This is a genomic window from Paractinoplanes durhamensis (assembly GCF_016862175.1).
GTDB classification, from domain to species: Bacteria; Actinomycetota; Actinomycetes; order Mycobacteriales; family Micromonosporaceae; genus Actinoplanes; species Actinoplanes durhamensis.
The window spans coordinates 304,468-317,562 of sequence record NZ_BOML01000043.1; the positions used below are offsets into that span (position 1 = coordinate 304,468).

A 13,095-nucleotide genomic window follows, 5' to 3' on the forward strand; every position below is an offset into this window, starting at 1 on the left:
TATCGTCGTCGGGGTGACCGACTCCGCTGCTCTGCCGGTGATCATCGACTGTGACCCGGGGCATGACGATGCGCTGGCTCTGCTGCTGGCCGTGGGTGATCCGCGGCTGCGGCTGCTCGGGGTCACCACCGTGGCCGGCAACCAGACGCTCGACAAGACCACGGTGAACGCGCTGAAGGTGCTCGCGCTGGCCGGTGCCGCCGAGGTCCCGGTCGCGGCGGGCTGTGACAAACCGCTGGTCGGGGATCTCACCGTGGCCGATGACATCCATGGGGCGTCCGGGCTCGACGGGCCCGACCTCGACGTGCCGGTCGCCGAGGTCTCCGGTGAGCATGCGGTCGGGCTGATGCGGCGGCTCATCGTCGAACCCGCCGAGCCGGTCACGCTGATCGCCACCGGGCCGCTCACCAACGTGGCGTCGCTGCTGCACATTCACCCCGAGGTCACGTCCAACCTGGAGCGGATCGTCTTCATGGGTGGCTCGACCGACCGGGGCAACACGACGCCCTACGGCGAGTTCAACATCGTCACCGATCCGGAGGCGGCCGACATCGTGCTGCGCTGCGGTGTCCCGATCACCATGATCGGGCTGAACGTCACCCATCAGGCCCTGGCCACCACCGAGATCATCGCCGAGTTCGAGGGCATGGGCACCCGGCTCGGCACGGTCTGCGCGGAGCTGATGACGTTCTTCGCGAGCACCTACCTGCGCGAGTTCGGCTTCCAGCATCCGCCGGTGCACGACCCGATCGCGGTGGCCGCGGTCCTCGAACCGTCGCTGGTGCAGACCGTCATCGCCCCGGTCGCCGTCGAGCTGACCGGCACCCACACCCGCGGCGCGACCGTGGTGGACCTGCACCGCCGCACCCCGTACCGGCCGAACGCGGACGTCGCGGTCGGCCTGAACGTGGACGGCTTCTGGCGGCTGCTCATGTCCGCGGTGCGGCGCCTGAACAAGAGCGCCTGACCAGCCGGTGCGGATGGCTCGGAAGGAGAGGCTGGGTCTGCGCGGCGTGGGTCAAGACTTCGATTTTCTTGATGTCGGGGTCTTGGGCGTGCGACGAGACCCCGTTTTCCTGGATTTGGGGCTTTGGCTGGCGGGGCGAGGCCCAACTTCCGTGAAGTCGGTGGCTCGGGCGGTTGGTTGTGGGGGCGAGGCCCAACTTCCGTGAAGTCGGTGGCCCGGGCCCCGGCTGATCGTTGCGTAACTGTCTGACCTGCGGGGCGTTCGGCCGGAACCATGTGAACCGCTAGCCACGCGGATGACGCTGAGGTTCTCATGGCGCTCGCCGGGGAGTGACGCCGTCGTCGTGGCTTGGCGGGTCGGCGTGGCGGGCCGGTCGAGGGGATCGCGTCGTCAGGAGCGGGTCAGCAGCAGGTGGGTCGACGGGGCCGGGGCCAGGCGGGGGAGCAGGGCCCGGGCCGCCTCCAGGACCAGGGCCCGGTCGTGGGTCAGGGCGAAGTCGAAACGGCGGTCGCGGTCGGGGGCGTCGTCGGGCAGTTCCCGGGCCACCAGGGCGGCGGCCCGGTGCGGGCCGACCACGATCACGTTCCACTCGCCGTGCAGCGGGTCGGCGGCGCTGAAGCTCGCGCCGTGCACGCCGGGGGCGGGCTCGTCGCCCAGGTCGGTGCCGAGGGCGGCGACCAGCGGGCTGTTGGCCGCGATCCGGGTGAAGCGGGCCGCGGTGGCCGCGCTGAAGTGCCGGGCCTCCTGGAAACACGCCAGCAGGACCGGCGGCTCGGTGCCGTCGCCGGACAGGGCTTCCAGGTGCCGGCTCATCGGCATGAGCAGACTCTTTGTCGTACGGGTGACCGGCCGGCGGCGGCTGACGATCTCGAACGGCGTGCCGGTGCTCAGCGGGGGCGGCTCGATGAACGGCAGCTGCGCACCCGCCCGCGCGTGCTCCGGCAGCGGGCCCGGACGGCCGTAGTGCCAGCCCTGGCCGATCGTCGCGCCCATCGTGCGGGCGGCCATCGCCTGCCGGGCGGTCTCGATGCCCTCGGCCAGCACCGCCGCGCCGCTGGTCTCGGCGTACGCGCCGACGGCCGCCACCACCCGGGCCGTGCGGGGCTCGTCCGGCTCGCGCAGGAGCTGCATGTCCAGCTTGACGACGTCCGGGTGCAGGAACGGCATCAGGGCCAGCGAGCCGGGGTCGGCGCCGACGTCGTCGAGGGCGATCCCCCGGCCGCCGGCACGCAGGCCGGTGGTCACGGCCAGCAGGCCGGCCGGGTCGTGGCCGATGGACCGTTCGGTCACCTCGGTGACCACCCGCAGGTGCTCGGCGTCGGCGATCGTGCCGGCCAGGTCGGGCGGGCAGGGGATCCGGGCCGCCGCCGGTTCCATGTTGACGAACCAGGTCAGCGCCGGGTCGGGGCCGGCCGCCAGGATCGTGCGGAACGCCATCGCCCGGCAGACCCAGTCGAGCTCGGTCTCCCGGCCCGCCGCACGGGCCGCGCCGAACAGGGCGTCGGGGGTGTGCCACGGGGTGCCGGCCGGGCCACGGGTCAGCGCCTCGAAGCCGATCAGGGCGCCGCTGCTGAGATCGACCAGCGGCTGGAAGACGGTGGTCACGGCTCGCCGGTCGATCACCTCATGGATGTCACGCACACCGGAAGTATCGGCGACCCACTTACTAGGCTGAGGGTTGTGATCGAGGCCGGACACCGCAGGCGCACCCAGCCGGCACCCCCGCACGTCGTCTTCGACGATCTGATCGACCCGACCCGGGATCGGGTGCGGCCGTGGCTGCACCTGCTCGGCGACGAGCAGGTGCCGACCGTGCTGGAGGCCCGGAAGCCGCGGCTGGTCGTCTGGTCGTCGCTGTGGCCGCGCCGCCCGGAGGCCCTGATCCGGTTCCAGCTGACTTCCGACGGCGGGTTCGGCACGCTGCTCGCCTGGACGCTGCTGGTCGACGAGCCGATGCCGGACGACTCGGTGCGCGGGCACTTCCGGAAGCGCCTGAACGAGCTGATCAACCGGGACTACCGCGCCGCCATGGACCAATAGCGGTCAGCGGCCGCGAAGAAAAGAGGCGGCCGAGGCGTACGCGAGGTCGCTCAGCGCCGGATCGTGCCGCGCACCGATGTCGCGCATGAAGGCGTGCTCGCCGCCCTGGTAGAGGTGCAGCTCCACGTCGTCGAGGCCGGCCGCGTAGAGGCCGGCGATCACCTGCAGGCGGGCGCCGGCCGGCACGTGCGGGTCCTGCGAGCCGAACACGATCATCAGCCGGCCGTGGATGTCGGCGGCCCGTTCGAGGGAGCCCGCGTCGGCGTCGGCGCCGAGGGCACCGTTCTGCAGGCCGGTCGGGTAGAAGCAGACGGTGGCCGCCACCCGCTCGTCGAAGGCGGCCCGGAACGCCAGGTGACCGCCGATGCAGAAGCCGGCCGCGAACAGCGTCGTGACGTCGGCCCGGCCCTGCATGTGGTCGAGGACCGCGACCCGGTCGGAGTCGAACTGTGCCGTGGTCGTCGCGTGGGCGCCGTCGAGGCCGGCCTGCTTGCCGGCGTCGTCGAACTCGAGGGCCACCCCGGCCAGCGGGCCGCGCGGGTAGATCTCCGGCACCACCACGGTGAAGCCCTCGGCGGCGAGCCGCCGGGCCGAACGCAGCGACGACTCGGTCAGCTGGAAGATGTCGGTGTAGAGCAGCAGCCCGGGCCACGCGCCGTCGCCGGCCGGGCGGATCACCGCCGTCCGGATCTCGCAGTCCGGCGCCGGCACCGTGACGATGTCCTCGATCAGCTTCACATCGAGCACCCTACCCAGGGACGGTGAGCGCCCCGGGCGGCGCCACGCGGCGGAACCAACTCCCGGCCGGCTCGGTGAACAGCAGGATGATGGTCACCACGCTGAGCGTCAGCCCGATCATGGCCAGGCCGCTGACCATCGACGCCACGAAGTCCGAGAAGCCGACGCTGTACAGCTCTTCCAGCCGGAGCGAGAACGGGGTCGCGTCGGGGCTGCCGGCCGGACCGGCGGCGAGGAAGCCGACGCACACCAGCGGGACGAAGCCGATCGGCGAGGCGAGTGCGGCCACCGAGAGGCCGCGGGCCAGGCCGCTGCCGCGACGCACGCGAGGGGCCAGCACGGCGAGCCAGCCGGCGACGAGGACGGCCGGGATGGCGGTGGTCAGCGTGCTGTTCACGTTCCAGCTGCGCTGCTGGGCGACCTCGGCCGGGTCGGTGCCGGCGACGCTGCGGGCGGCCTCGTCGATCAGGCCGTCCATGTGGAAGGCGTCGGCGATCATCAGGCCGGCGCAGAGCAGCAGCGCGGCGGCGATGCCGAGTTGAAATCCGAAGGCGACGTTTACCTGGCTCGGTCGCGACACAGCCGTACCTTATATGGCTCTGTCAATCAGAGCGGCTCGCCCGCTCGCCGGCCGTCCGGGGTGTTTCCGGTGTGCCGGCCGCCGGGGGCGCCGGTGGTCAGGATCGACAGGGTCAGCTCGGCGCCGCGGTAGGTGGGCTGCCGGCGGATCTTCGCGGTGAACCGGTCGACCAGGTCGACGGCGATCGCGTCGGCCCGGTCGTCGTTGTCCCGGACGCTCGGGAAATCCCCGTCGACCTGGTAGTCGACGACCAGGCCGGACGAGTCACGCAGCGCCTTGACCTGTGCGTACCTGATCGCGGAGAGGCTGTCGACGGCCACCGACAGGCCGGCGATCCCGGTGGCCATGAAGCGGCGGAGCGGATGGTCGCGCAGGGCCATGCCGAGACGTTCGTACGCGTATCGGTCGTGCATGTAATTGATGACGTTGAGCGCGTCCACGTAGGTCTCGGCGAGCCGGCCGAGCATCGTGTCGTAGGCGGCGAGCACGGTGTCGTAGTCGAGCACGTCCACCTCGACCGGGCTCAACGAAGAAACCACCTGGTCACCGGTCATCTCGTCGCGGCCGCCGTTGATCGCGTACAGCAAAGCCTTGGCCAGGTTGGCGCAGCCACCGGAGGGTGAAACGCCGGACGAGGAGGCAAAACAGCGGCGGGACTGCGCCAACCGGTGCGAGGTGCGGGTCACCACGCCGCCCAGCTCGGCGTCCGCGAGGTCGGGCGCCGGGGCGTCCAGGAACCGGATGATCCGCAGCTTGATCACGAAGTCGTCGAGGAGCTCCTGCGCCGCCGTCTCGTCCAGCAACCCGGCCGCGATGTCCCGCTGCAGGTAGATGTCGACGAAGGCGGAGACCGGGCCGAGCGGCAGGGTCGCGCCGTCCTGCTCCTTGGCCGCACCCAGGAACGCGAAGTACAGCCACTGGATCGCCTCGCGCGCGCCGGTGGCCGGTCCGGCGATGTCGTAGCCGTAGCGGCAGGCCATGAACCGCAGGTCCTCCAGGGCGCGGATCTGCTCGGCCAGCTCCTCGCGGCCGCGCACGACGTCCTCGAACGAGCGCCGGGAGTCGAGCGAAGTCCGCTGCGCGGTGCGTTCCTCGATCAGCCGGTCGACGCCGTAGAGCGCGACCCGCCGGTAATCGCCGTCGACCCGGCCACGCCCGTACACCTCGGAAAGCCCGCTGAGCAGATGGGCGTCGGCGGCGGCCTTGACGTCGGCGGGGTAAGCGTCGAAGACGCCGTCGTGATGGGTTTTCCGGTACTGGGTGAAGATCGCGCGCACGGTCGTGTCGAGGCTGTAGCCGTGCGCGGCCAGCCCGGCCTGCACCGTCCGCAGGCCGCCGGCCGGCATGATCGCGCGGCGCAGCGGCGCGGAGGTCTGCAACCCGACGATGAGCTCGTGGTCGCGGTCGATCCAGCCGGGCGCGTGCGAGGTGATCGTCGAGGGCGTGTGCGCGTCGGCGTCGTAGATGCCGCGCTCCCGCTCGGCCACGATCATCCGCTGCAGGTGCCGCCAGATCCGGGTGGTGCGACCGGTCGCACCAGACAGGAACGCCGCATCCCCCGCGTAGGGCTCGACGTTGTCCCGGATGAAGCCGTCGACGTCGATGCGGTCCCGCCACTTCTCGCCCCGGAATCCACGCCAAGCATCCCGCGATGTGCCCATGCCGTCGCCTCCTTGCTCGCCAGCCTCGTGCGGCGCGTTGCCTGCGCCTAGGGCCGTTGGTCCTCTCATGTCAGGCCCTTGTCCTGCCGAAAGGACGGGCTCCACTGCACCCCGGGAAGGTTGGTATGGACGCGGTTCTGGCGATCGAGGTGACCGGTGACGGCGATGACGACCTGGTGCGATCCGCTTTCGCCGAGCTGCTGCGCGCTCGCGAACCCGGCCTTCCGGACCTGCCGGTCCGCCTCGGCGGCGGCGAGGTGACCATCGTCCTGCGTGATCTGGTTTCGGCTTCCTCGGCGTACGACGTGGCCGGCGCGATCGCTGCCGAAGCCGGCCCGCTCGTGGTGTCCGGCCGCCTGACCGGCATGACGGCCAGCATCGGCGTGGCCGTGTCCGACACGCTCCCGGCCGAGGAGCTGACCCGCCGCGCGACCGTGGCCATGCACGAGGCCCGCCGCTACGCCCCGCAGACCAGCTGGGCGATCTGGCGCGAGTCCTTCGATCTGCACCTGGCCGACGCGGCGTAGCGCCTGTCTCGCACGTCACTTCAAATTTGAAATAGATTGCCGTCTCTCCCGGTTGTGGCCCCTGCACGGTCACGAACCAGGCAACAGGGAGAGAAAGCCATGAGCGAGAAGAAGATCATCGCGGTCGTCGGCGCCACCGGTGCTCAGGGTGGCGGTCTGGTCAAGGCGATCCTCGCCGACCCGGACGGCGGCTACGCGGTGCGCGCCCTCACCCGGGATACCACCTCGCCCCGCGCGCAGGAGCTGGTCAAGCTCGGCGCCGAGGTGGTCCAGGCCGACAACTACGACCCGGAGAGCCTGACCGCGGCGTTCGCCGGCGCGTACGGCGCGTTCCTGGTCACCAACTTCTGGGCGCACATGTCCGCCGACCGGGAGCTCGAGGAGGCGACCAACCTGGCCGCCGCGGCCCGCGCGGCCGGCCTGAAGCACGTGGTCTGGTCGACCCTCGAGGACACCCGCGACCACATCCCGGCCCACGACGACCGGATGCCCACCCTGCAGGACAAGTACAAGGTGCCGCACTTCGACGCCAAGGCCGAGGCGGACGAGCTGTTCACCGCGGCGGGCGTGCCCACCACCTTCCTGCGCACCACGTTCTACTGGGAGAACCTGGCCACCGGCTGGGGCGCGACCCGGGACGAGAACGGCGTGCTCACCCTGGCGCTGCCGATGGGGGAGAGCCGGCTGGCCGGCATCGCGGTCGACGACATCGGGCGTACGGCGTACGGCATCCTCCAGGCCGGCGCTGCCTATGTCGGCCGGACCGTGCACATCGCCGGGGAGCACCTGACCGGCGCGCAGATCGCGGCCGGGCTGAGCCGGGCCGTCGGTGAGCCGGTCGTCTACCGGCCGCTCACCCACGACGCCTACCGGGCACTCGGGTTCCCGGGTGCCGACGAGGCGGGCAACATGCTGCAGTACTACACCGAGTTCGACGAGTACTTCACCGGCGTCCGTGACCTCGGCGAGGTGCGCCGGCTGAACCCGGAGCTGCAGACGTTCGACCAGTGGCTGGACCGCAACGGCCACACCATCCCCACCGCCTGACGATGGGTGCGGACAGCGCCGGCCGTGCGCCGGCCGGCGCTGTCGCCGTTTCTCAGACCGTCAGCGTCCAGGTGTTCAGGTAGCCGGTGTCGCCCGAGTAGGCGTCCTTGACGCTGAGCTTCCAGGCGCCGTTGGACGTCTCGCTCGACAGGTCGGCGGTGTAGGTGGTGTTGACGTTCGCGGTGCTGTCCGAGCTGCTCGCCGACTTGAGGATGTAGTAGGTGCCGTCCGGCGCGTACAGCCAGACCGAGACGTCACCCCGGAACGGGTGTACGACGTACACGTAAATGGTCGAGGTGCTGGACGCGGCGGTGTGGGCGCAGCCGGAGATGGTGATCGAGCTGGTCACCGCGGAACCCGCGTCCGGGATGGTGACGTCGGTGCCGTTGGTGCCGGTGCAGCTGCCGCCGCTGGTCGCGGTCGCGGTGGCCGTCGCCGTTGCGGTGGCCGTGGTTGTCGCGGTCGCGGTCGAACCGCTGCCGAGCACCACCTCGACGGTCACCGTGCTGTTGGTGCAGGCCGCCGCGTACGAGGCCAAGGATGATTTCTCGGCGGTGTCGACGCTCAGGCCCCAGCGGGTCTTGACCGCCGTCCACTCGGTGATGTAGCGGCAGTAGACGCTGGACAGCGACGGCATCCACTCGGCCGGGTCGGCGTCGCTCTTGCTCTGGTTGACGTTGTCGGTCACCGCGGCCAGGGGGCGGGCATCGCCGAGATCATTCGCGTACGACTCCCGCTGGGCCGCCGTCCAGTTCCGGGCGCCCGAGTCCCACGCCTCGGCCAGCGGCACCATGTGGTCGATGTCGATGTCGGACGGGTCCGTCCAGGTCGCGCCGTCGTAATAGGAGAGCCACTTCCCGCCGGTCAGGCTGCACCCCGAGCCGACCGTCGGCTTGGTGGTGGCCTCGTCGATCAGCACCTCGTAGCGGGTGTTGCAGCCGTCGCCGTCGGCGTCGATCCACAGGTTGAACAGGTCCCGGTCGTAGCCGGTGCGGACCTCGGTGGCGACCGGCAGGTTGGCGACCATCGTGCGCAGCGGCTGGGACACCGTGGCGGCCTGCGCCGGGCCGGCCGTCGCGACGGCGACCAGACCGCCGGCGAGCAGGGTGAGCGCGAGGGCGACCGCGCGGCGCCGGATCCGGCGGGTCGCGCGGGCCTCGGGCGGGGCGGGCGGGTCGATGGGGGCGGAAGCGCGGAGGGTGCGGCTCATCGCTGACTCCTGACGGCTGGGGTTTCGCCGATTCTCGACCGCCGCGCATTGAAATATGTCATTCCAGCTACGTAATAGCCGGACGCTTATGCCCCGGTCAGCTCCCGTACGTTTCGAACTCTGCCACCCGTGGCGTGCCGGTCGCGGCGAGAATGTCGAAGTCGATCTTCCGGATCGTGGCGGGGGCGAAGGTGATGTTCCGGGCGGTGGTCCCGGTGGCCAGGACCGTGCCGGTGTCGTGGTCGCGCAGCCGCCAGGACTGGATCGTGCCGCCACCGGCGGCCTCGCGGATGATCACCCGGGCCACGGTGAACGGGGTGTCCCGCTTGATCGAGATCTCGCCGGTCTCGCCTTCCGGGGACCAGAAGGTGGTGCGGTCGCCGTCGCGAACGTTGCCGAAGCTGGTGCCCTCGGCCTTGCTGGTGCCGTCCGACTGGGCGCCGATGCTGAGGTTGGGTCCGAGCGTCGCCGCCTGGGTCGGGCGCGTGGTGGTCGGGGCCGGCGGCGTCTTGGTTGTCGGCGTTGCGCTTGTCTGGGCTGTGCTGACCCTCTTTGAGGGCGCCGGCGCGATGGTTGCCGGGACGGCACTCGGCGGCTCCCACGGTCCGGGCAGTGACACCGCCGGCGTTACCGGATCCGCGCCCATCTCGTGGCGCAGGAACAGCACCGTGGCCGTCAGGAGCACGGCACTACCGGCCGCCGCGATGGCGAGCGTCCAGCGCGATCCGCGCGAACTGGCATTCAGCACCGGCGCAGCGTATCGACATTCGTACCCGCCGTGTAAAGAGAAAACGGGCGGCACCGGCCGAAGCCGATGCCGCCCGCCCGATCGGTCCGGACTTACTTGCCGTCACCGATCGTGCAGAGCTTGTCGAACGCCGCGGCGTCCGTGTTGATCTTCGCCTCGAGGTCGGCCGGGGCTTCGCCGCCCTGCAGCGCCTTCAGCAGCGACTTGTAGTCCTCGGCCAGGGCGAGGTTGGCCGCCTTGACGTCGTCGTGCTTGGCCTTGCCGGCCGCCGCGGTCAGGCCGTCGATGCTCGCCTGCACCGTGGTGGCGTCGACGGTGGTCGAGCTCAGGAAGATCGCGTCCTTGCCGGAGGTGCAGCCCGGGTCGAGGACGGTGGAGTTGGCCGCCGCCACGATCACCGCGACGCTGCCGCCGATGATCAGCACCGAGATGATGAGGCCGGCGATGGCCAGGCCACGGCCCTTGGCCTTACCGGCGCCGGTCTTGAAGATCGCGATCAGGCTGAGGATGAAGCCGATCGGCGCGATGAAGATCGCGAGGATGAGGCCGGCGATGGCCAGGCCGCTGGTGCCCTTCTGCTCCGGGGCGGGCGGCTGGGCCGGGTAGCCGGGAGGCGGGGGCAGCTGCGAGTCGAGCGACACTTTATGCGTCCAATCAGGTTCTTCTCAGGTTAGGTTCAGCGACGGTACTTGTTCGTCCGCCGAATCGCTGCCCCGTATTGCAATCGTTATCTCGGCGAACAGTGGCGTTCTTTTTCAAGATCATTTGGGTCATCGCGCGATCATTTACCGTGACCTCATGGCTGACGAAACGACCCTGCCCCTCGAGTCGCGCGGCCCGGCCGGTGCGTTCGTGCTCTCGGACGAGCAGGCGGCCGCCGTCGGCGGCGGCCGCAAGGCGTTCCCGGTGCAGGTCACGGTCAACGGGGTGACCCTCGCGCTGCGCCTGGCCCGGATGGGCGGCGAGAACCTGATCGGCCTCGCCCGCGCGGCCCGCGACCAGGCCGGCGTGACCGTCGGCGAGACCTACGCGATCACCCTGAGTGCCGACGAGGCCCCGCGCGTGGTCGAGGTCCCGGACGATCTCGCCGCCGCCCTGGCCGTCGACGCACCGGCCGCCGCCGCGTTCGAGGCCCTGGCGTACTCGCATCGCAAGGAGTTCGTCCGCTGGATCACCGAGGCCAAGCGCGAGGCGACCCGGGCCCAGCGGGTCACGAAGACCATCGAGATGCTGCGTTCCGGTGAGCGCCGCTGAGAAACGAGAGCACTGCTCTTGACTCTGGCCGGGTGCTGGCGGTTTACTGTTCTCAAGCGAGAGCACTGCTCTCTAATTGAGGAGGAAGCCATGCGCTACCTGGCCCCGAAGCGTTCCGAGATGGCGTTCAACAAGGTCGCCCAGTGGCTCACCGCCCGCGGCGTCAGCCTGATGGGCAGCCGCGTCCTGGCCGTGCGCGGCCGGCGCAGCGGCGAGGTGCGCACCACCGTGGTCAACCTCTTCAGCCACGAGGGCGAGCGTTACCTGCTCGCGCCGCGCGGCAACACCCAGTGGGTGCGCAACCTGCGCGCGGCCGGCGAGGGCGAGCTCCGGCTCGGCCGCCGGGCCAAGCACTTCACCTCGGTCGAGATCGCCGACGCCGACAAGCCCCGGCTGATCCGCCTCTACCTGCGCAAGTGGGCGTGGGAGACGGGCGCGTTCTTCGACGGGCTGAAGGCCGACTCACCCGAGTCGGAGATCGCGGCGGCCGCCCCCGGCTTTCCGGTCTTCCGCATTGTGGAGGGCTGAAAAGGCCCTTAAGTAGGGTGTCGTCACAACGACCGGCGCCAATAAGGTCGGCACGTGGCAGATCCCGGGACGACGACGATCACCATGCCGGTCTACACCGCTGCCGAGCAGTTCAGCGACGTCACCCGCGGCCTCTGCAGCGGCCCCTACGTCGACGTCACCTTCGCCAACGACGTGATCGCCGAGGTGGTGGAGTCGGAACGCAAGGCCGTGCCGCCGTCGTTCGGCTTCGACCTCGACCCCGTGGTGCGGCATTGCCTGCGGGCCCGGCGCCTGCTGATCATTCGGTACGCGGTGGTCACCGCGCTCCTGCTGGCCGGGTTCATCCTCTCCGGCTGGCTGACCGTCTGGTGGCTGGTCCTGTGTGTGCTGATCGAGATGCTCCGGGCCCGGCGCGGCGCCCGTGCCCGGGTCCTGCGCACCGGCGTGCTCACCCTCGTCGTCCTCGGCACCACCGCCCTCGTCCTCACCGTGGTCGTGGTGCTGCTGCTGGCCAAGTTCACCCCCGACTGGCTGAGCGAGCGCCTCGGCACGCTGGCCGTGGAGGCGTCCACGTCGGACCTGGCCGAGTCGTTCGTCGGGGCGGTCTGGGGATTCGCGGCGCTGTTCACCCTGCTGCCGATCATCGGGATGGTGGCCACGCTGTTCCTGTCCCGCTGGCACGCGTACAGCATTCTGTTCAGTGAGCTGGCGCCGAAAGGCCGGGCGTTCGCGCCGCCCGCCACCAACCCCCGGGTCAAGCGCCGGCTGGAGACGGTGGCGCGGATGCAGCGCGGCAACATCGCCGTGCACGACCTCGACCCGTTCGCCGGCTCGGGTGAGCTCAAGCACGGCTGGTCGTTCGCGGTCACGCTGCGGCCGCGCGCCGCCGAGCAGAACGGCGCCCGGGTCACGATCGACCCGCAAGAGCTGAACAAGCGGGTCAACGACGCGATCCTGGCACTGCGCGACACCAAGCTGAGCGCGGGCGAGCGGATCCCGAACGTCTACACCGTGCCGTATGTCGCCGCCGACGGTTACCGGCGCAGCGACGACCCGCTGATCGACCCGGAGACGCACACGCCGCGCACGATGGCCACCGGGGAGACGATCGCCGCGATCGAGTCGTGCCCGCAGGGCGGCCTGCGGCACTACCTGCGGGTGGTGGTGCCGGCCAACGGCAAGGAGATCAAGACGCCGGACGGGAAGCTGATCCTGCCGGCCCAGGACTCCGGCGTCTCGGTCACCGCGTTCGTGCACCTCGCGGTCGAGGGCGGCCTGCTGTACGCGGAGTTCGCGGCCCTGGTCCTGCCGCCGCTGCGGGCCGACTTCCGGATCGCCGACACGCTGCGCCCCGACCGGATCGTCGGCCGGGCCTGGAGCGACACCCTCCGGGCGTACGTGCACGACAACCTCTACGGCCCGCGCTACCTGCTGCGGGTCGGCTGGGACGCGCTCCGGCTGAACGGCCGGATGGCACGCTCCGCGGCCGACGCCGACGAGCTGCTGTTCTACGACTACGGCGCCCGGTTCAGCGTGCGCGACCTCGCCGGCCGGGAGACCGGCAAGTTCATGCAGAAGCTGGACGGTGCGAAGTACATCAAGCTGGTCGACCGGACCGTCACCGAGGCGGCCATCGGCTACCTGCGCGAGCACGGCGTGGACACGTCCGAGTTCGAGAGCCAGGTGTCCGTCAACACGTTCAGCGGCCTGGTGTTCCACGGTGGTGTGCAGAATTTCGGCGGCACCAACACCGTCCAGCAGACCAACAACGCGGCGCCGCCGCCGCGGCCGACCCCGACGAGCGGAGCCTGAC

14 protein-coding genes are annotated in these 13,095 nt (G+C 70.8%); 7 read left to right on the forward strand and 7 right to left on the reverse strand.

Annotation, left to right across the window (positions count from 1 at the left end; translation table 11 throughout):
* Window positions 1–13: 13 nt before the first annotated feature.
* The gene (locus tag Adu01nite_RS28235; RefSeq protein WP_239132754.1) at window positions 14–967 is read left to right on the forward strand and encodes a nucleoside hydrolase; all 954 of its coding nucleotides are present in this window, start codon (window positions 14–16) and stop codon (window positions 965–967) included.
* 390 nt (window positions 968–1,357) lie between these two features.
* Here the strand turns inward: Adu01nite_RS28235 and Adu01nite_RS28240 are convergent, their stop codons facing one another.
* Window positions 1,358–2,608 carry a sensor domain-containing phosphodiesterase gene (locus tag Adu01nite_RS28240; RefSeq protein WP_203730983.1) on the reverse strand — a complete coding sequence of 417 codons (1,251 nt, stop codon included), beginning with the start codon at window positions 2,606–2,608 and terminating at the stop codon, window positions 1,358–1,360.
* Window positions 2,609–2,647: 39 nt separating this feature from the next.
* Here Adu01nite_RS28240 and Adu01nite_RS28245 point away from each other — a divergent pair, with 39 nt between their 5' ends.
* Window positions 2,648–3,007: a hypothetical protein gene (locus tag Adu01nite_RS28245; RefSeq protein ID WP_203730984.1), complete on the forward strand. Its 360-nt coding sequence runs from the start codon at window positions 2,648–2,650 to the stop codon at window positions 3,005–3,007.
* 3 nt (window positions 3,008–3,010) lie between these two features.
* Here Adu01nite_RS28245 and Adu01nite_RS28250 read toward each other — a convergent pair whose 3' ends face one another.
* Genes Adu01nite_RS28250 through Adu01nite_RS28260 form a run of 3 tightly spaced genes read right to left on the reverse strand, consistent with a single transcriptional unit; the run spans window position 3,011 to window position 5,986 of the window.
* Window positions 3,011–3,745 (reverse strand): dienelactone hydrolase family protein, encoded by a 735-nt coding sequence (locus Adu01nite_RS28250; protein WP_203730985.1) that lies wholly within the window; start codon window positions 3,743–3,745, stop codon window positions 3,011–3,013.
* A gap of 10 nt (window positions 3,746–3,755) precedes the next feature.
* A complete protein-coding gene (locus Adu01nite_RS28255; RefSeq protein ID WP_203730987.1) occupies window positions 3,756–4,325 on the reverse strand; it encodes a hypothetical protein in 570 nt (189 codons plus the stop codon).
* A gap of 26 nt (window positions 4,326–4,351) precedes the next feature.
* Window positions 4,352–5,986 carry a pyruvate formate lyase family protein gene (locus Adu01nite_RS28260; RefSeq protein ID WP_203730989.1) on the reverse strand — a complete coding sequence of 545 codons (1,635 nt, stop codon included), beginning with the start codon at window positions 5,984–5,986 and terminating at the stop codon, window positions 4,352–4,354.
* A 125-nt stretch (window positions 5,987–6,111) separates the two neighbouring features.
* Between Adu01nite_RS28260 and Adu01nite_RS28265 the strand changes: the two genes are divergently transcribed.
* Window positions 6,112–6,513 (forward strand): diguanylate cyclase domain-containing protein, encoded by a 402-nt coding sequence (locus Adu01nite_RS28265; RefSeq protein WP_203730991.1) that lies wholly within the window; start codon window positions 6,112–6,114, stop codon window positions 6,511–6,513.
* 99 nt (window positions 6,514–6,612) lie between these two features.
* Complete coding sequence (locus Adu01nite_RS28270) at window positions 6,613–7,560, forward strand: NmrA/HSCARG family protein (protein WP_203730992.1); 948 nt, start codon at window positions 6,613–6,615, stop codon at window positions 7,558–7,560.
* 52 nt (window positions 7,561–7,612) lie between these two features.
* Here the strand turns inward: Adu01nite_RS28270 and Adu01nite_RS48735 are convergent, their stop codons facing one another.
* From Adu01nite_RS48735 to Adu01nite_RS28285, 3 genes are all read right to left on the reverse strand, one after another.
* A complete protein-coding gene (locus Adu01nite_RS48735; protein WP_307836654.1) occupies window positions 7,613–8,770 on the reverse strand; it encodes a proprotein convertase P-domain-containing protein in 1,158 nt (385 codons plus the stop codon).
* A 97-nt stretch (window positions 8,771–8,867) separates the two neighbouring features.
* The gene (locus Adu01nite_RS28280; protein WP_203730994.1) at window positions 8,868–9,518 is read right to left on the reverse strand and encodes a hypothetical protein; all 651 of its coding nucleotides are present in this window, start codon (window positions 9,516–9,518) and stop codon (window positions 8,868–8,870) included.
* A gap of 92 nt (window positions 9,519–9,610) precedes the next feature.
* A complete protein-coding gene (locus tag Adu01nite_RS28285) occupies window positions 9,611–10,159 on the reverse strand; it encodes a DUF4190 domain-containing protein (RefSeq protein ID WP_203730996.1) in 549 nt (182 codons plus the stop codon).
* 157 nt (window positions 10,160–10,316) lie between these two features.
* Here Adu01nite_RS28285 and Adu01nite_RS28290 point away from each other — a divergent pair, with 157 nt between their 5' ends.
* The 3 genes from Adu01nite_RS28290 to Adu01nite_RS28300 all read left to right on the forward strand — a co-directional run bounded on the left by Adu01nite_RS28290 (window position 10,317) and on the right by Adu01nite_RS28300 (window position 13,094).
* Window positions 10,317–10,772, forward strand: a complete 456-nt coding sequence (locus Adu01nite_RS28290) for a YdeI/OmpD-associated family protein (RefSeq protein WP_203730998.1) — start codon at window positions 10,317–10,319, stop codon at window positions 10,770–10,772.
* 90 nt (window positions 10,773–10,862) lie between these two features.
* Window positions 10,863–11,300 carry a nitroreductase family deazaflavin-dependent oxidoreductase gene (locus Adu01nite_RS28295; protein ID WP_203731000.1) on the forward strand — a complete coding sequence of 146 codons (438 nt, stop codon included), beginning with the start codon at window positions 10,863–10,865 and terminating at the stop codon, window positions 11,298–11,300.
* 54 nt (window positions 11,301–11,354) lie between these two features.
* On the forward strand, window positions 11,355–13,094 hold the full coding sequence (locus Adu01nite_RS28300; RefSeq protein WP_203731002.1) for an AbeC-like domain-containing protein: 1,740 nt from the start codon (window positions 11,355–11,357) through the stop codon (window positions 13,092–13,094).
* The last annotated feature ends 1 nt before the right edge of the window (window position 13,095 follow it).